Origin of the sequence: Pedobacter soli, assembly GCF_900101435.1 — a bacterium.
Lineage (GTDB): Bacteria > Bacteroidota > Bacteroidia > Sphingobacteriales > Sphingobacteriaceae > Pedobacter > Pedobacter soli.
The window spans coordinates 763,627-782,644 of sequence record NZ_FMZH01000002.1 but is presented as its reverse complement, the minus strand read 5'-3'; the positions used below and the strand labels follow the sequence as shown (position 1 = coordinate 782,644).

The 19,018-nt window shown below is 38.7% G+C and carries 10 protein-coding genes; all 10 read right to left on the bottom strand.

What is annotated here, in order from left to right:
* Positions 1-312: 312 nt before the first annotated feature.
* The 10 genes from BLR37_RS07250 to lepB all read right to left on the bottom strand — a co-directional run bounded on the left by BLR37_RS07250 (position 313) and on the right by lepB (position 18,933).
* The gene (locus BLR37_RS07250) at positions 313-2,994 is read right to left on the bottom strand and encodes a glycoside hydrolase family 3 N-terminal domain-containing protein (RefSeq protein ID WP_244154611.1); all 2,682 of its coding nucleotides are present in this window, start codon (positions 2,992-2,994) and stop codon (positions 313-315) included.
* On the bottom strand, positions 2,994-4,418 hold the full coding sequence (locus BLR37_RS07245) for an alpha-L-fucosidase (protein WP_090766423.1): 1,425 nt from the start codon (positions 4,416-4,418) through the stop codon (positions 2,994-2,996). Before BLR37_RS07245 ends, BLR37_RS07250 begins: the two co-directional genes overlap by 1 nt.
* Before the next feature lie 11 nt (positions 4,419-4,429).
* On the bottom strand, positions 4,430-5,743 hold the full coding sequence (locus BLR37_RS07240; protein WP_090766420.1) for a vanadium-dependent haloperoxidase: 1,314 nt from the start codon (positions 5,741-5,743) through the stop codon (positions 4,430-4,432).
* 6 nt (positions 5,744-5,749) lie between these two features.
* Complete coding sequence (locus tag BLR37_RS07235; protein WP_090766417.1) at positions 5,750-9,100, bottom strand: VCBS repeat-containing protein; 3,351 nt, start codon at positions 9,098-9,100, stop codon at positions 5,750-5,752.
* Between the two features lie 56 nt (positions 9,101-9,156).
* On the bottom strand, positions 9,157-10,491 hold the full coding sequence (locus BLR37_RS07230; protein ID WP_090766414.1) for a monooxygenase: 1,335 nt from the start codon (positions 10,489-10,491) through the stop codon (positions 9,157-9,159).
* Positions 10,491-11,078 carry a redoxin domain-containing protein gene (locus tag BLR37_RS07225; protein ID WP_090766407.1) on the bottom strand — a complete coding sequence of 196 codons (588 nt, stop codon included), beginning with the start codon at positions 11,076-11,078 and terminating at the stop codon, positions 10,491-10,493. Before BLR37_RS07225 ends, BLR37_RS07230 begins: the two co-directional genes overlap by 1 nt.
* 58 nt (positions 11,079-11,136) lie before the next feature.
* A complete protein-coding gene (locus BLR37_RS07220) occupies positions 11,137-12,738 on the bottom strand; it encodes a SusD/RagB family nutrient-binding outer membrane lipoprotein (RefSeq protein ID WP_090766404.1) in 1,602 nt (533 codons plus the stop codon).
* Positions 12,739-12,757: 19 nt separating this feature from the next.
* Entirely contained in the window at positions 12,758-16,114 is a 3,357-nt protein-coding gene (locus BLR37_RS07215) for a SusC/RagA family TonB-linked outer membrane protein (protein ID WP_208599612.1), read from the bottom strand.
* Between the two features lie 123 nt (positions 16,115-16,237).
* Positions 16,238-17,425, bottom strand: coding sequence for an ROK family protein (locus BLR37_RS07210; RefSeq protein WP_090766401.1), 1,188 nt, complete (start codon positions 17,423-17,425; stop codon positions 16,238-16,240).
* A 314-nt stretch (positions 17,426-17,739) separates the two neighbouring features.
* Positions 17,740-18,933, bottom strand: a complete 1,194-nt coding sequence (gene lepB, locus BLR37_RS07205; RefSeq protein ID WP_090766398.1) for a signal peptidase I — start codon at positions 18,931-18,933, stop codon at positions 17,740-17,742.
* Positions 18,934-19,018 lie beyond the last annotated feature (85 nt).

Below are 19,018 nucleotides of genomic sequence, written 5' to 3'. Positions count from 1 at the left end.
CGTCGAGTTCCGCAGGGCTCTACGGACCAAAGAATAGAAAAGAGTCCATGACTCGTTTTGTAATAATTGAGTTAGAAACTCAATCTTATTCCGCAATCCGTAGAGACGCTACGCTTAACTCTACGGACAGAAGCGATAAGGTTTTTATCTATTGGTTGGAGTCCTCACAACCAAGTTTACTGCTAGATTCGGTCGGTGAGTCACCGACCGATAGGATTATAAAGATTAAGAAACAAAAAAGCCGCAAAACTAACCAGGTCTTGCGGCAACATGTACGATTATAACCCATCATACAAGGGCTGAGAATTATCTTTATGGTTTTACCGTTAGGGTTTCTTTTAATTGCAATTCGCGGCTTGACGATCCGATCATCACCCTGAAATCGCCGGGTTCAATAACTGTTTTTAGGTTAGCATCTAACATCTGCAACATTTCAGGTGTAATTTTAAAGCTGATGGTTTTGCTTTCACCCGCCTTAAGTTTAACGCGTTCAAATCCTTTAAGTTCTAGAACCGGACGGGTCACAGTTGCCAGCATATCGCGCATATACAATTGTGCCACTTCTTCACCATCTTTGATACCTGTATTTTTCAGCGTAAAGCTTACTGTTGTGCCCTCGTTCGCTTTAATGGCTTGCTTAGCCAATGCAATATTGCTGTATTCAAATGTGGTATAACTTAAACCGTAACCAAAAGGGAACAATGGTTCGCCACTTAAATTATTGTAATCGTCGCCCCTGCCGGTTGGCTTGTGGTTGTAAACCAGTGGCAATTGCGCTTCATGCACCGGATAAGTAATTGGAAGTCTGCCGGCAGGATTGTAATCGCCGAATAAGGTCTCGGCTACAGCAGCTCCGCCCTCTTCACCCGGATACCATACATTCAAAATAGCCGAAGCATCGTTAATCCAGTTACCCATGGTTATGGCACTGCCACCAACCAATAATACCACTACAGGTTTGCCGGTTTTGGCCATTTCCTGAATCAGTTGTTCCTGATTGCCGGGTAAACTCAGCATGGCACGATCTAAAAACTCTCCTTCCTTTATCCCTGCAGTAACTACAATGACATCAGCATTTTTAGCCATTGTTTTGGCTTCCTCTAATACTTGGGCTTCTTTATCTTCAACGCCATAGTTCCAGATTAATTTGATGTAGGCATTACCTTTTGGCTCTTTAAATTCGATTTTAACCGGATAAGCTTTACCAGCTTCAAAATCAAAACCTTCAGTACGTGTATGGTAAGAAGCTTTGTCCCACTGATCGATAATCAGCTTTCCATCCAGATACAACCGATAACCATCATTACCGGCTAAACCGATTTGATAGGTACCTGCTTTTTGAGCCTTAATTTCTCCCTGCCACCTCACCGAATAATTATCGGTTGCCAGTTTCTCGTTGGGCGAGTAGAGCGTCCACATAAAATCGATTTGCTTATCGGTTCTGGTTAATACCGGCTTGCCGGAAAGATCAGTTGTACTAAAATATTCGCCGGTTAAGCCTTTACCATTTTTTGAGCTGAGAAATGTTGAATCGATTACAGTATACTTTTTACTTTCCCTAAAACTTCCCTGCGCATAATTTACTTTAGTTAAATCGCCAGCCCGTGATTTGATTCCATCCAGGATGCTAATTTTATCTATCCCGGTTCCACTATAGCCTCCCAAACGGGCTTCTACAGCATCTTGCCCGAGTACCAGGATATTTTTGGCTTGCTTTAGCGGCAACACATTTTGATTGTTTTTGAGCAAAACAAAGGATTCTAAAGCCGATTTTTTAGCCAAAGCCTTAGCCGATAAATCAGTAAGCGAAGCTTCTGCCTCATTTTCTGAAACATAAGGATTCTCGAACAATCCCAATTCGAACTTGGCCCTTAAAACTCTCGAAACGGCATCATTAATTCGCGCCATCGGAATACTTCCATCTAAAAATGGTGGTTTAAAAAGTTTGTAATGCTCATATTCGACCTGAAAAATAACATCAAGACCACCATTTAAAGCCTGAACGGTAGATTGCGCATAGTTTTTTGAGGTATTGTGCAACACATTTGCCCCACCTACTGCACCAGCATCAGAGATCACAAAACCTTTAAAGCCCCAATCGCGTTTTAAGGTCTTGGTTAAAAGCCAGTAATTGGAAGTTGCAGGCGTTCCGTCGACACTGTTGTAAGAAGTCATTACCGAACGGATACCTACCCTTTTTACTCCTTCTTCAAATGCAGGGAAGTGTATTTCGCGTAAAAACCTTTCCGTTTTCTGAATGGGATAACTGTCTCTGCCCCCATCGCCAACGTTGGCGATCAGGTGCTTCGGTGTTACCACCACATTTTCTTTTTCGATAGCATTCATAAACGCGGCTCCTATCACTTTGGTTAGATAGGGATCTTCGCCATAAGTTTCTTCTACACGCCCCCAACGTACATCGTCAGCCATGTTGATTACCGGAGCTAATACATCTCTTATGCCCCTCACTTTTGCCTCGTATGCTATCCGTTTGCCAATCTGAGCCATAATTAGCGTATCAAACGTTGCAGCTAAACCAATCGATTGCGGAAAAGCTGTTGCATTTTTGCGTACCAAACCGTGTAAAGCTTCATCAAACACCAGCATTGGAATACCGAGGCGGGTACTGTTAATCAGGTAACGTTGTAACTGATTCACTTTTTTAGCCAGGGTAAGGGCATTTTCGGTAGTATTGTAGCTCAACAATTGCTGGGCTTCTCCTGCCCCGCCCGATTGAGCACTAATTTGCAAGCCAAAAATTCCGTTTTTATAATGGCCTTTTGCAATTCCATCTATATCGCCAGGCACCATAAACAACTGCCAGAATTTTTCTTCTGGCGTCATTCTCGATACAAGGTCTTTAACCCTTAAATCGACACTGAGTTTAGGATTTTTGTAAGGCAGATTTTGCACGCTTTTATTTTGCGCACAAACACCAGCCGAAAGTAATAATGCTGAAAGTAAAAAAGTATTTCGTTTAAGGTTAAACATCATTATTGGGTTTCGGGTGTAAATGAAAAGGCCAGTGCAATATGCTCGTCGGTTTTAGGGAAGTCGAAATGTACCTTACCATCAACCAGTTTCCATTTTATTTTTTGGTTGTTGCTCAGCAGTGTTATGGCTGTTCCTTTTTTAGGAATGCTGCCCTTCCACGAAATTTCTTTAACGGGATTATTATCCACTAAGCTGATGCCATACACTGTTTTACCATCTTTACTCTGGGTAAACCAGTTTTGGCCATCATGATAGTTTTTGGTGATCCTTGTACCATAAATAGCGGCACCATTTTTTGCTGTCCACTGTCCTACTTCGCCTAATCTGGCAATTACATTATCAGGTAAAGTTCCATCAGCTTTAGGGCCAATACCCAAAAGTAAACTACCGCCTTTAGCCACAATTTCGACCAGTTTATGTACCACTTCGCGAGCAGGTTTATACCTGTCGTTAGCTACAAAGCCCCAGGCACCACCTAAAGTCATACAACTCTCCCAGGGATAATCCAGCTGTGTTTCCGGGATTTTCTGTTCTGGTGTCTGGTAATTTTCGAATTGACCATGCACAGTACGGTCTACCACAATTAAGCCAGGTTGTGCCTTTCTGGCATCAGCAGCAATCTTCGGCATATCGATGTCCTGGCTCCAATCTGGAATTGGCGCTCCCCATGAAAGTACTTCTTTGTTAACACTCGCCCGCGGACGTACCCAACCGCCATCGAGCCATAAAATATCAATGCTTCCGTAATTGTTCATCAACTCGCCAATCTGGTTCTGGGTAAAGCTTTTAAACTGGTTCCATCGCCATGGGTTCTTTCTGATGTCGTAATTATTGTTCCTGTTGGCTGTGGCATATTTATCCCACCAGTAGTACTGCGAATGCCAGTCGGGCTTAGAAAAATAGGCGCCAATCATGAAGTTTTCTTTGCGGAAGGCTTCAAAAACATATTTGGCCACATCTTTTCTGGGGTTATTGGCAAAAGGCCCTTTGGCAATACTAAAATCAGATTGTTTGGTATCGAACATGGCAAAACCATCGTGGTGTTTGGTGGTAAAAACCAGGTATTTCATACCGGCACTTTTACCTGCCTTAGCCCATTGTTCGGGGTTAAATTTGGTTGGGTTAAACTTTTCGCTAAAGCCCCAATACCATTTTTTATAGTCTTCGTATTTGATGGTACTATCCCGGTCTATCCAATCCTCAGAGCAGATCGACCATGATTCGATAATACCCGGAACGGCATAAAGTCCCCAGTGTATAATCATACCGAATTTTTTATCCTGCCAGGATTCGAGCTTTTGTTTAACGGCAGCATCTTTAGGCCATTCGTAAATTTCGGACTGCGGCATAATATCGTTTTGCTGGGCATCCGAGAATTTCACCAAAGCAACTAAATAAATGAGGGTTATGTATATTTTTTTCATGTTATACGAGATTATTTGTCTTTTTTCATTTTGATGTTTTTTAACTGATAGGCGCCAATATTCCGGCCTTGAACCTGTCCATTTTCTATGGCTGGACGGTAATGAATACCACCGTAAAGCCTGCTAATGGCTGCTTCGTTAGCTGCCTGGTTAAAAGAGGTGAAACCTCGTACAGGCAGTCCATAATCAATCTCCGTATTATCCTGATATTTAAAGTTATCGCCAAATATTTCGGTCAACACATAAGCAGCTGCAGTTGAAGCTACACTATGCCCGCTGGGATATTCAGGGAAAGGCGGTGTCTGTAAAATTGGCCTCCAGTTTTCGTCAATATTAGCATTAATGAATGTTTCTGGCCGGATATAATTACTCCTGTATTTTTCATCCCAACAACTTATAAAAGCATCGAACAGGGCTATACATGTAGAAGTATAGGCCGAGCTACTTTGTATATAATTAAAGTTTTTCAAGCGGCTCGCAATGCCAGCAATTGAAATCCAGTGTGCTCCCGGCGATATCTTTTTCGTTGCATAATTCATATGCCCGTTCAGATTTAAAAAGAATGGATTGCAATCCCAGAATTTAGCAATGTCGAGCTGCTTTTCGTCTAATTTCTTGCCAGCTGTATAAACTTCGTTTGCATTAATATAGAAAGCACTATTTTTATCTTTACTATATGGCGGAGGTGCTGCTGGCTTAAATTGATCAGCAGTTTTCATCGCTAGAGGTCTTATTCTATTCCAGTAAGGCTCTACAGCTGCCATATAGCCTGGAGGCGTAGGCGCCCAATTGCCTTCTTTCTTCACCAAACTATACCGTCTTAATTTACGTGTTTCTTTATACTGATCCTGATCAACCCATTTTAGAACCGAATCTGACACCTTTTTGCCATATAAAACCGAGTTTTGAACCACGGTGTCCGGATATCCTTTTGCCTTATACCAGGAAAGAATACTATTTAAACTATCTAAGGCCACTTGCTCTGCAAAAACAAGTCTTTTTCCAATCTGCCAGTAAGCATATGTTGCAGCAAGCGAATAACTGATTTGTTTTTGGTCAGGATCAGGGATTCCCTTAAAGCCATTCAATTGCCCTTTTAATGATAAAAACTGCTTACTGTTCTTAACCTGAATTTCGTAGGCAGCAATGTTTGCATAGACAAATATTCTGCTCGCAACCGGCGGCGAAAAGATATCACTTACGATAATATCGGAAAGTGCTTTTTGTGACCTGTGTAAAGGTAAAGGGTCGTTTTCACTTTTATGCCATTGGGCATTGGCATTTATCGCAATGCTGAAAATAAACAAAAACAAATATCTCTTCATGATGTTTTAATTAGTAGCCTTTAGAAGTTCAACCTGATCATTATTTTTAACTATAATGATTTTTTTTGTTCCTTCTTTAATTTCAATGATATTTCTAACATCTCCATCAATATATAATCCTGAATCATACGGAGCAAGGGGTTTAAAATCACCTTTACCGTTTCCAATTAAAAGTAATCCTAAACTGGCATCTGCCTGACCGAGCTGTACCCGATAAGGATAAAAATTGCCTGCTAAAAGAATATCGTCCTTTCCATCTTTATTAAAATCATCGACAACGATGCCCCAGGTGCGCGAGAACTGTGCTTCTATAGGAAGTGCTTTAATTGTAAACTTTCCGGTTCCATCATTTAATAAGACAGCTGTTTCAAGTTGTTTACAGAAAAACTTCTGGCTCTTATCCAATTGCTCTGGCTTGAATAGCTGATCTATGGTTACATCTGAATAAGCATTATAATTCAAAAAGCGCTTTTTTAACTGCACCATCTGATCGAGTAACTCATCTCTGGATGCCATTGGATAGTTTTTACCCTGAATGTAATAACACATGATTGGATCCATCACGCCATCACCATTAAAATCTGAGGCATAAATGGTTAATGGCTGTTGACCACTGGCCTTAAACTGATTATTCAAGCCACAGTTTCCTGCAATGAAATCGATTGCCCCATCGTTATTCACATCCATAGGTACAATTTTACTCCACATGCCATCAGAATTCTCTAAACCTGAATCTTTGTCATATTGTAAAATCCCCCTATTGTTTTTAAATTTCTTTAATGGCATCCAATCTCCTCCAATTAGCAACTCAGGATATCCATCGGCATTTAAATCCTGCCATACAGCTGATACAACCATCCCAGTATACTCTAATTCGGGAGCAATTTCTTTTGTTACATCAGTAAACTTAAAAACCCCTTCTTTTGATTCGTTCCGTAATAAATAACTTTTACTACATAATGGGAAAGAGCCTGGCTTGCTCATGCCACCAACAAAAACGTCCAAATCACCATCTTTATCAAAGTCGGCGACAGCAATTGCCTGTTTACTGCTCCACATTTTGGGTAATGCATCATTTGCTTTCGTAAATATTCCCTTTCCGTTATTTAGATATAACCGGTCCTGATATTCAGGAGCATTTTCATCGTATTCATTTCCACCACTCACCACCCATAAATCCGGGTTTCCATCACCATTTGCATCAAAGAAAACAGCGTTCACATCTTCGCTGGCTCTATCTTCTTCCCAGGGTTGGCTTTGGCTCTCGCTATATTTACCTTCTTTATTTCCCAGAAATAACCTGCCCGACTGGCCGATAGCACCGCCGATGAAAACATCTGTTATCCCGTCCTGATTAACATCAGCTTTGCACAAAGCAGGGCCATATTTGGATAACTGATACGGCAAAAGTGTTTCTCCTTTAAAATCAACAAAGTCGTTTTCGGTATGCTTAAAGTTTAACCCCGCTGCTGTTGTGCCATCCACAAATAATGGTTTTGCTTTAACCATATTTGTTTTTTTATTCACTGCTTCTTCCTGGTTAATGGCTAGTGTTTGATTAGCTTTTACATGCTCCATCAAACTTTCTCTGCCATCCGGCCAGATAATTTTCAGATAACTGATATCGGTATTTTTACCTAAACCGAAACAGATACTTTGATCTACACTGGATTGATAACCCCTGACTACATATTTTTCCTGATACTGCAGATTGTCGGCTGTTTTAACATAAATTTTAGCACCTATTGCTGCCGTATTTAGGCCTGATCCTTTAAGGTTAATTTTTAAATAATTTGGTTTTTGTAGCTCTAAATTATTCTTATACACCATTACCGGCGAGTTGATGTTACAAACAATCAAATCCAAATCGCCATCATTGTCTAAATCAGCATAAGCAGCACCATTTGAAACCGAAGGTGTTGATACGCCCCACTCTATTGTTTTATTTGTAAAGGTAAGATCATGATTATTAGCAAAAATGTAGTTTGATATTTTATTTGAGGGCATTTTTTTCACCAAATCAAAGGTCTGGAATTTTAAACTGCCTTGTTTTAGCGCTTCTTTTTGCGCATTGGCTACTGTGTACTTAAGAAAATCCATATCAGTAAAATCTCTCAAGTAACCGTTAGAGACAAATAAATCCTTCCAGCCGTCGTTATCAAAATCAGCAAATAAAGGTGCCCAGCTCCAATCGGTGTTAGAAACGCCTGCCAGTTGCCCAATTTCACTGAAACGCAAGCTACCATCTTCGGCAAGTCCTTCATTTAAGTGGAGCATATTTCGCATTTGCTGCTGGTAATATCCGCTATCAATTAGCAAATGGTATTGATCGTATTCATCTGGCCCTTTAAGCAATTTTTGCCGGTGGTTATCCTCTGGTAGCATATCCAATGTCATAATATCAGGGCGGCCATCATTATTATAATCGGCAATATCAGAGCCCATTGAATATTTGGAAATATGCTTGATAGATTTCCGGATACTTTCTGAAAAAGTGCCATTTTTATTGTTGATATAAAGACAATCCTGCTCGGTATAATCACTCGAAGTGTAAATATCAGGCCAGCCGTCGTTATTCAAATCGCTCACAGCAACACTTAGCCCGAAATTTAAGGCATTATTAACAATTCCAGCGGTTAAGGTTACATCGGTAAAATGAAATTGATTGCCTTTAGAATCATTTCTAAACAAACGGTTCCCAAATTTCATATTGGGTGTAGCGCGTACTTTTTTGGTATTTAAGAAGGGTTTATAAGTTTGATTAGAATGGTTTAATAGAAACATATCTAAATCACCATCATTATCGTAATCAAAAAATACAGCCTGGGTAGATTGGGTTCCTGGCGCATCAAGCCCATAGGCCTCGGCCATTTCTTTAAAAACAGGTATCCCCCCTTTTACTCCCTGATTAATAAATAACTCATTTTTAAGTTTGTTATCGGGAAATTTCCCGGAATGACAAACATAGATATCAGGTAGTCCATCGGCATTTACATCGGCAACACACACACCCGTTGCCCAGGTGCCATTGCCACTTACATGTGCTTTATTGGTAATATCTTCGAACTTTAAATTGCCCTTATTCAGGTATAATTTATTGTCTGCTTCATTGGCTGAAAAGAAAACATCAGGTAAGCCATCGCCATTAAAATCGGCCACCCCAACACCTGATCCGTTATACAAATATTCGTAATTCATAATATGCAACGAATCGGTTTCGACTACTTTATTTACAAAACTGATATTGGTTTCTTTTGCCGTTAGTAAAGTAAATAAAGGTGTTTGGGCGTTGGCATTTTTAACAATAAACCCAAGCACTGAGCATAGGAGTGCAGATAACCACGTTGTTATTTTCATGATAATTATTATTAAATCAAGCCAAAAATTAAAAACACTATCGTTTGTAAGTCTCTTTATTTTAAGATAATTTGTTCATCATTCTCTTTATAAGGCAAAAACACGAGTAACATAGTCAGCATTTCATCAGTCGATTTCATATCGTTTGCTGAGTAAACGTTTCGCGGTGGGCTACTTGGATTATGAGGATTTTCCTTTGTATTGTCGTAAGTACCCTCTATGGTTAAAATGGAGCCTTTCGGAATTTTTACTAAATTTTTAAACTGGTAAATTTCCTGCCATCTAAAATCCCACGATGGGATAGAAACAAGCTGGATGGTATCTTTTTTAGGTGTAACCGCGTATGATTTGAATACTTTGCCCAAATAATGCATGTGTGGCCAAATGTATAATAAGGATTGATCTTGTGGTGTGGTAATTTTTAGTTCGAACTTCCTAACCGAATCAGCAGGGATAAAAAAATAAGGCTCAATAGACTTTTCGCCTACACCGGCCGATCCTAAACTAATTACTTCAACTTTCCTTTCAATTGGTGTTTTCTTAAAAAAGAAATTTACACCAGAAATATTTTCTTCATCTTTTGAAACCGGTGCATAGTGAATGGTTAAAAGAATAACCCCACGTTTAGGCATTACCCAGCCGAAGTTATTTGAGTAAGATTCGTATGATGTTCCGGGAATCCAACCACCGTAATAGGTCATTGTTTTTTTAAAAGGAAAGTATTGCGAATATTTTGTTCTGTCGTCTTCTGTTAGGTTCAAAAATTCAACTCCCTGATTAATGTCAATATCAGCGGCTACAGGATGGATAGCAAAGTTGGCATGGTGTATTACTTTTTTATTGGAAGAGAAAAACTCCATGGCTTCAACGTTTTTTTCGCTACCAATGTCAAAAGGGATTTTAAAAACGATAAACCGCTCTTTGTTATCGCCCAAAACTTTAAATGCAGAGGTTGTTTTTAAAACAAGATCTGGTTTTCTTGAATACTGAGTGCCCTCAATGTAGGTTTTAATGGCTGTTTTTGGTGTTTCGCCAGCATCTCCCATTGGCGTTTTAGCATCAACCCATTTTAATATAGTTTGCTTTTCTTCATTGGTTAAAGATCTATCATTTTTAAACAAGCGATAGTGATTATCTGGCTTCCACGGGGGCATATAGCCAGATTGTGTTACTTTTTTAATAAATGAAGCTCTTTTGGCAACATCTTCATAAGTCAATAACGAAAATGGAGCAGCTTCTCCGGGCCTATGGCAGGGCTGGCACTTATTCTGAATAATGGGTGCAACATCTTTATAGTAAGTTATTTTTTGGGCTTTAGCACTATTTAAAACAGTGAATAAACCCAAGGCAACGGCAATACTTTTTAATAAGGGTAAAGATTTAAAACTCATTATATGTCGTTAATTAAGCATCCTACGGGGATCGTTTTTTTAAATGTTTGTTTGCCGTTTAGTTGGTCTTTTATAGCTTGTTCCAGGTATTTCTCCGTAATTACAAGCCGCTTTTGGCCAAGTGAGGTAGCCCAGTTATCGATTAATCCGCTGTAGGTTATAGCCCCCATCTTGTTGATTAAAAAAACTTCAGGCGTAGTGGTAGCACCTAAATACTTAGCCAACTGCTTGTTCCTGTCTGTTAATAAACCGAAGTTAATACCATATTCATTTTTAAGTTGATTAATATCTTTTAATGAATAACTGGTACCCGGAATGATACCATAAAAATTTAGCTGTTTATTGGCATTTTGAAGTTTTACCAGGCCTGGTAAGTAATTTTTACACAAAGGACACTCAGGGCTTAAAAAAACAATCACTATTGCTTTTTCTAAATTTAGATGGCCTTCTTTACCATTTAAATTTATCAGTTTGATTGTTTTTATTTTCGTTGCAGATATTAAATTTTCCTGAGCGCGGATTAATAGCGGTGTTAGGCTTATGGCTAAGAAAAAAACCAATCGAAAAAAAACATTAAATAATTTCATTGCTATTAACTAAAAAGAACCCTTAGTAAAAATACTAAGGGTTCTTTTAATTTAGTGATTATTTTTTATCCCACCAAACACGACCAAAAGCATCGTTTGGTCCGCTACCAAAATCAGGATTTTTTGCCATTTCAGCAATAGCTGCCTGTTGGTTTGCATAGTTTAAGTTGGTAGTGCTTAATAAATCGATACCAGCTCTACGTGCTAAAACAAGTGGTGTACCATTTGCTTTCAGATCAGACCAGGCTACAACTGATGTAGTATTAGGAAAGCCTGTTCTTTTCCACCAGGCCCATGCCTCTAATGGTTGTCTGAAAAGATCAAGATAAGCCTGACAAGCAATTTGTTCGGTTGCCTTAGTTGCATCATATTTAACACCAACCATGTTATAGTAGGTATCAATAGCCGGAGTTGTTACAGCATTAAAGTTTGCTACCTTGGCATCAACTGCTCTATCACTATAGAATTGAACTGAAGCATAAACTCCATTTTTATACCAGGTTTCGGCTACATCGGTAGTAACGCCACGGGCTGCTAAATCTGCACGTAAAAAGCAATACTCTGCGTAAGTTAACACAGGGAAAAATCCTTTACCAGTACCAGCACCTAAACCATCAGCTTCGTTAAAGTTAGGAGTAAATAGTCTGTGCTGTAATTGTGATAAATTATTGATCGATGCATATAATGGTGCATTTGCTGGTAATTTTGCTTCATCAGGACTGGTAAAACTACCTACATAATTTCCTGCTGCATTTGGACGATAGAATGCCGATAACCTCGGATCGCCTTTGGCTACCATAAAATCCAATACTGGCTTACCTGCTGCGAAATTCGCCGGGCTAAAGTTACCACCACCATCTGCATAAGATGGGCCAACTTTAAGCATCCATGAATCATTAACCCCAGCCATTTGTACCGGATCAGCTAATACTTCAGTAGCAATAGCTTTCATTTTGGTCGGATCTACCTTAATTAAACGTATAGCAATTTTTAAACGTAATGCATTTGCTGCTTTGGCCCAAAGTGTAGCATCGCCATTAAAATAAGGATCATTACCTCCAAGGCTAATCTGTCCGGCAGCATTGCTTTTCAATGTAGCTACCGCTGCTTTCAATTCTGCATCTACTTTTGCAAATATAGCCTGTTGCGTATCGTAAGCTGGCGTTGTAGTACCACCATATCTTGCCTGAAAAGCTTGAGTATATGGAATGCTTCCGTTAATATCGCTTACATAAAAAGCATAATACGATAAAAGTATTTGTGAAATCGCTTTCATATTTACCCTGGCATTTTTATCGGCATCAGGCATGGCTTCTATATTTTTTATGGCATCGACTAAAGCCGGACCTAACCTGCCGTAAAATATTTTGCCATAACGGGTGTTGAATTGTGAACCAACGTTATTAAAGTTCAACCCATTTCCCGTACTTAGAGTAGCATATTGCATCCATAAATTGGCTGCGCGATAAACGTCGGCAAAATATTCGAAATCGTCTTGCGAACCCACTGCCGCACGAAGAAACTGATCTTCAGGTTTAACTTCGTATAAGGTAGAAGGATTTAAATTTGCTTCTACAAAGCTTTCCTTTTTACAGCCGCCCGCTACAAGCAAAGCCGAAACCATCAGGAAATATATTTTTCTTTTATTTATAGTTTTCATATCTGTATTTCTTTAATAATTAAAACGACGCTCTGATATTAAAACCTAAACTTCTAACCAAAGGCCAGCCGCCGTATTCAGCAAAGGCACCTGCCCTGTTGCTAAAAATACTTTCCGGATTAATACCATCCTTAGCCGTTTTATACAAATAAGCTATATTTCTACCTGTTAAATTTAAGCTTAAAGTATTTATTTTCAATTTAGTTAAATACTTGCTTGGCACGTTATATCCTACCGTTACTTCGCGAAGCGCTACCCATGAATTTTCAAATACTGAATACTCTCTGATACCACTTGACCATTGACTTAAGTTTTCATAATAAGCATAAGCCGGAATTGGTTTTAACAAACCTTGTTTAACCGCATCTGCATAGGTCATTCCACCTAAATCTACTCCATTTGCTTTTAAACCATCGTTTAATACACCATCAGGGATAATACCATCATGCTGTGTCACACCGTTCGCATCAGTATAAGTTACACCACCAGATGCTTCATCTCTACCAAAAAGAGAATTGGCAAACGAACCATTAGCTGATCCATATTGGTGCGTTCCTGAAGCCATTAACCCACCAATTTTAGCATCTATTTGGAATCCTAAAGTGAAGTTTTTATAAGATAATTCTTGTCTGGTACTTGCAAGATAATTCTCCATCATGGTACCTAAATTTTTCTTAGTACCATCATAATCCTGAGATCTTACATAGGTATAATAACCACCAGTAGTTCCATAACCAGTATTACCCAATACTTTTTTACCATTACTTGGACTTGCAATTGGATTACCGTTGGCATCTTTCTTTTGATAATATGAATAACCGTAACCTGTAATCAATGAACCATATGTTTCGCCTACTCTGGCAACTGAAGTGATATCGTTACCAAAAGCTAAATCAAGATCGTAATTTTCTACACCAGGAGCCAATTCTAAAATTTTGTTGCGGTTACGCGTAAAAGTAACTGAAGCATTCCAGTTAAAATCTTTCGATACAATTGGTTTAGCAGTTAACAAAACTTCAATACCTTGATTTTGGATGTTACCCGCATTTAATGATTGTGAACTTACTCCCGATTCTTGTGGTAATGAAAAACTTAAGATTTGGTTGTAAGAATTTTTCTTATAGTAAGCAAAATCAATGTTGATACGGTTTTTTAAGAAACCTAAATTGGTTCCAATTTCCAGTTCTTTGGTTAACTCATTCTTTAAATTATTGTTTTTAAGAATGTTATCGCTAAACCCATAAACTGATTGGTTACCGCCATTAGCATTGCTAAAAGTACCATCTTGCAGTCTGTAGTAACCATCAGTATTAGTAAGTTGCGGTCTGGCTGATAAACCTGTATAAGAGTAAGATGCTCTTAACTTACCAAATGACAATACCGAACTATTTTTAAATGCTGGTAATTCTGTGAATATCCATGATAAACCTACACTTGGGTAAAAGTACGAATAACTACCATGGCCATCTTTATAAGTAAGTGCCGATGACCAGTCATTTCTACCACTGAAGTTTAAGGTTAACATGTTTTTCCAGGTGATATCACCATACAAATAAACCGCATCTGTACGTTCGCCTAAGTTTGGATAAGCAGTTGTTGATGCTGGATTAATCGAGTTCGCAATAGAGTATACATCAGCAATTTTAAGTCCACCATTGGTATACGATCTGTTGTAAAATGCAGAGTTGCCCAGGTTTTTTTGATAAGTCTCAGCACCTAGTGAAGCATTCAATTCAAAATCATCCGAAAGTTGTTTAGTTGCATTTAACAATCCCTGAACACGATATGACTTATTGGTATTTTGTGAGATCTCATAATCACCACCTGAAAAAGCAACGCCACTACCTCTGTTTTTTCTTTCATAAGCTATGTTATAAAAGTTTGTATTGGTTCTTACCAAAGCAGAAAGCCATGGAAGGATTTTGATATTTACATCAATATTGGCCAATAAGTTATTTTCTTTTTGGGTTCTGTTATCATTTTGCAAGGTAAAAGCAAATGATCCGATACCATAAGGATCGTAAAGATTACGATTGCTTGAGCCTAAAGCTCCACCAGTTACCGGGTTAATATTGTTATTGATATAAGTACTTAAATCGACGTTTCTGGGTTTATAATAAGTAAATGCAAATAAAGGGTTATTGGCACTACCTTGTCTTGCCGGATTCAAAGAATTCGACATGGTATAGTTTACACTGGCATCAACCGAAATCGCTTTTGAAATTACACGCGTTACTCTTAAGGCAAACGCATCTCTTTTTAAGTTATTTCCAGGTAAAACACTTGAGTTATATAAATTGGTATAAGCTAAACGATAAGTTGTATTTTCGTTTGCACCTTCAACCGATACGTTGGTATTGATGAACTTTCCTGTGTTAAAATAATCTAAAGGATTATTGGCTACCCATGGTCTAACTACCCCATCTAAATCTTTAACCATTCTTCCATCCAATTTAGGACCAAAAGAATAACCACCTACGTAATAACCTGCTTGTTGATCAACAACATCCATTCCATTTGCATCTTTTGCAAATACTGGCGAAATACCACCTCCATACTCATTTTGAAGGTCTACAAATTTATATGCATCATCAAAAGAACTGGTTTGTGATACGGTTACACCTAAACCTTTGGTAGTTTTACCTTTTTTAGAAGTAATAAGGAGTACACCACCTGCAGCTTTAGAACCATACAGTGCCGATGCAGCAGCACCTTTTAGCACACTAATGCTTTCGATATCATCAGAGTTAATGTTTTTCATAATATTACCAAAATCTGCAGCATCTCCCCAAGAGTCTGCTCCAGAAGTACCAGGTTCTAATAATATGCCATCATAAACTACCAAGGGTTGTGTATTTGAGCTTAATGATGAGTTACCCCTGATTCTGATTCTTGAAGAAGAAGAAGGACCACTGGCACCTTGATTAATCATCACACCAGCCACTTTACCCTGCAACGCGTTTACCACATTGGCATTATTAGCTTGTGCCAATTCTGCACCGCCTACTGCTGTTGCTGAATAAGTTAGTCTTTTTACTTCTTTTTTAACACCAAAACCGGTAACAATAACTTCGTTCAGCGATTTGGAATCATCATTCATCACTATATTCAGGTTAGCAGCAGCCGAAACTTCTTGCGTTACCAAGCCTATAGATTTAATAATTAATTTCGCTCCATCTTTAACGGTAAGGCTAAATCTACCGTCAGCATTGGTAGAAGTTCCGTTTTGAGTTCCCTTTTCGAGGATGCTTACCCCGGGAATCGGGTTACCGGTAGCGTCTTTAACCGTACCAGTAACGTTCTTTTGTGCAAAAGCAGTAATTGTTAAAAAACACAATAACAATATGCTCAAGCACCTTAAGTACATTTTTTTCATAATTTATTTTGTTTAGTTTAAGATTAGTTAAAATAATTTGGGATTCTAATTTCTCAGCCTTTTTGTTCTTTCATATACTTTAGGTTAGTTAAAAAATTGGTTTTGTTTATTGTTTGGTCTTAGTTATTCAAATAAGCTGTTTTCTACCATTAAACTCGCCGCAGCCAATAGTTCAGCCTCATTGGTTAAGGTAGAAAACTTAATATCTGTTTGTTCGGCGATACGGGGAATACAAAATTCGTTTAATGCCTGTTGTATTGGTGGAAGCAGCATTTTACCTGCCTTAGCTCCCTGTCCACTTAAAACGATTCGCTCTGGATTTAAAATATGGATTAAAGTGGCCAAGCCTTTGCCAATCTGAAATGCAGCATCAGCTAAAATAGAAATAGCCACAGGATCTTGTTTAATAACCGCATGCAAAAAGTGGTCAACATGGCTTTTACTCTCATCCTTAAACAAAGTTCTTAAACTCGTTTCTTCTCCATTTTCTACTGCAGCTTCTGCCTTTTGAACCATTACCAGTAGCGATGTTTCTACTTCCAAACAACCGCGTTTACCGCAAGAACATAAGGCGTTTGATTCAGATAATGGAATGTGACTAAATTCGCCGGCATAGCCACTGCTGCCCCGGTATAATTTACCGTTGATAATCATTCCTAAACCCGTTCCAAGACCAATATTAACCACCAAAACATCCTTTAAATTCCTTGCTTCTCCAAAATTCAATTCTGCTAAGGCAATCAAACTCGAATCATTGTCGATATAAACGGGCAAGTCTAATTGTTGTGATAAATAATCCTGCAAACTGATATCTCCATCAACCTGCATAAAAGAATGGTTTACGCCACGTTCTGCATTTACGAAACCCGGCATCCCTATACCAATGCCCAATAAATACTCTTTACTAATAGCCGATTTTGCTATGCAATCTTCTATAAAAGCGATCAAATCATCAACGCTCTTTCCTTCAGCCATATTTAAATCAATAGTCTGCGTAGGTAAAACCTTTTGATTTGACAAATCGTATATGGTTAACTGTGTGGTTAACTGATCCATGGCTACTGCGATTATGTATCTTTTATAATTTGGATTCAATAAAAAATTCAATGCACGACGCCCTCCCGTTGAGGGAGCTAAACCTTGCTCGATAATTAAACCATCCTCTATTAAAGCATTAACAGTGGATGTAATTAGCGGTAAGCTTTTTTTTGTGCGTTTACTTAAATCAGTTAGGGACGATTTCTTCTTATAGTAAAGCAGTTTAATGATGTCGGCTCTTAATCTTTGTGCTTTCTTAATAGTTGCTGACATTTTACATTTGGTTTACATAAAATTATAAAAAAAATTAAAAGAAAAGAAATCTTTTTAAAAAAATTAAAAAGAAAGTCAATCATTAGCATTTTATAAATTTCAATTTAATCTGAAAAATGGAATGAGTAAAATGAGCCAATAGCTATTTATATTGCCTATAAATGCCATTTTATACTAACCAGGAGAAATCAATATAAGCGGATTGGGATGACGGATAAGTCGTAATACACAAAAATCGACGATAAAAAAGGTGATTTTAGCATAAAAAAGGCCCGCATAAAATGCAGGCCTCATTAAATTTTTTTCGAAATTGTTTAGTGGATCCCCATAAACAACCTGCTCCATCTTATTTTGTGTAAGAATGATGCTGTGCTATCCCAGCTCATCCAAACAAACAGCGCTTTACCTACAATGTGATCTTCAGGAACAAAACCCCAATAGCGCGAATCGGCTGAATTATGGCGGTTATCGCCCATCATCCAGTAATAATCCATTTTAAAGGTATAGCTCGTAGCCGGCTTATCGTTAATAAACCATTTACCATCTTTTTGTTCTACTTTATTGCCTTCGTAAGTCCTGATGGCTCGGTAATAAAGCGGCATAGTATTGCTGTCGATCTGAACCGTCCACCCCTTTGCCGGAACTTTAACCGGACCGAAATTGTCGCGGTTCCAAACCCGGTTAGGATCATTAGGAAAAATACCTCCCGGAACAGCCCCAGCCGGATCGGGACTTAAGGTTACCGATTTAACAAAATCCAGCGCCTTCAATTTATCGGCAATTTCTGATGATGCATCTACAATGTAGGTATTGGTTGCCACCGCAGGCGAACTCCCCAGATTCAATTTAAATTCATCCAGTGCCGCATAGTTAAAATCCATTGTTTTAAATTCGATACGGTATGGCATCATACCTGTATTTTTTAAGGGCTCTGTTTTGCCATTTACACTTGTAATGCCATTGCTCATCGAAATTACATCGCCCGGAATACCGATACAGCGTTTAATAAAGTTTTCGCGTTTATCAACTGGTCTGTCAACAATCGTATAAGTGCTGCGTACCTGCTCGCGACCCATGCTCCTTACCAGTTCGTAATAACTGGCCACCTGATTTTCTACAGCAACAGTATCGCCTTCAGGAAAGTTGAAAACCACCACATCATTTCTTTTAATTTTTGACAAGCCCGGTAAACGGTGATATTTCCACTGAACGCCATCCCAATAAGCTTTAGTTGAAGTGGTTAAAGGCATGGTGTGGTGTGCAAAAGGAAAAGCAACCGGTGTCATCGGGATACGTGCGCCATAATTTACCTTACTTACGAAAAGAAAATCGCCGATTAGTAACGAACGCTCCATCGATCCTGATGGAATGGTATAGGCTTCGATAAAGAATACCCGGATGATAGTTGCCGCAACTACCGCAAAAACAATAGCATCTACCCACTCGCGGGTTTTGGTTTTCTTCTTCTTAGTGGCATCTTTTTTTCTCTGCCAGAATTTATAATTCATATATCTTAGTTTTGGTCCGCGATTTTATTTAACCGGCTGCCTGTTATCTTTCTGTTTGGTTACACTAATTTATTTCTTGTTCGGT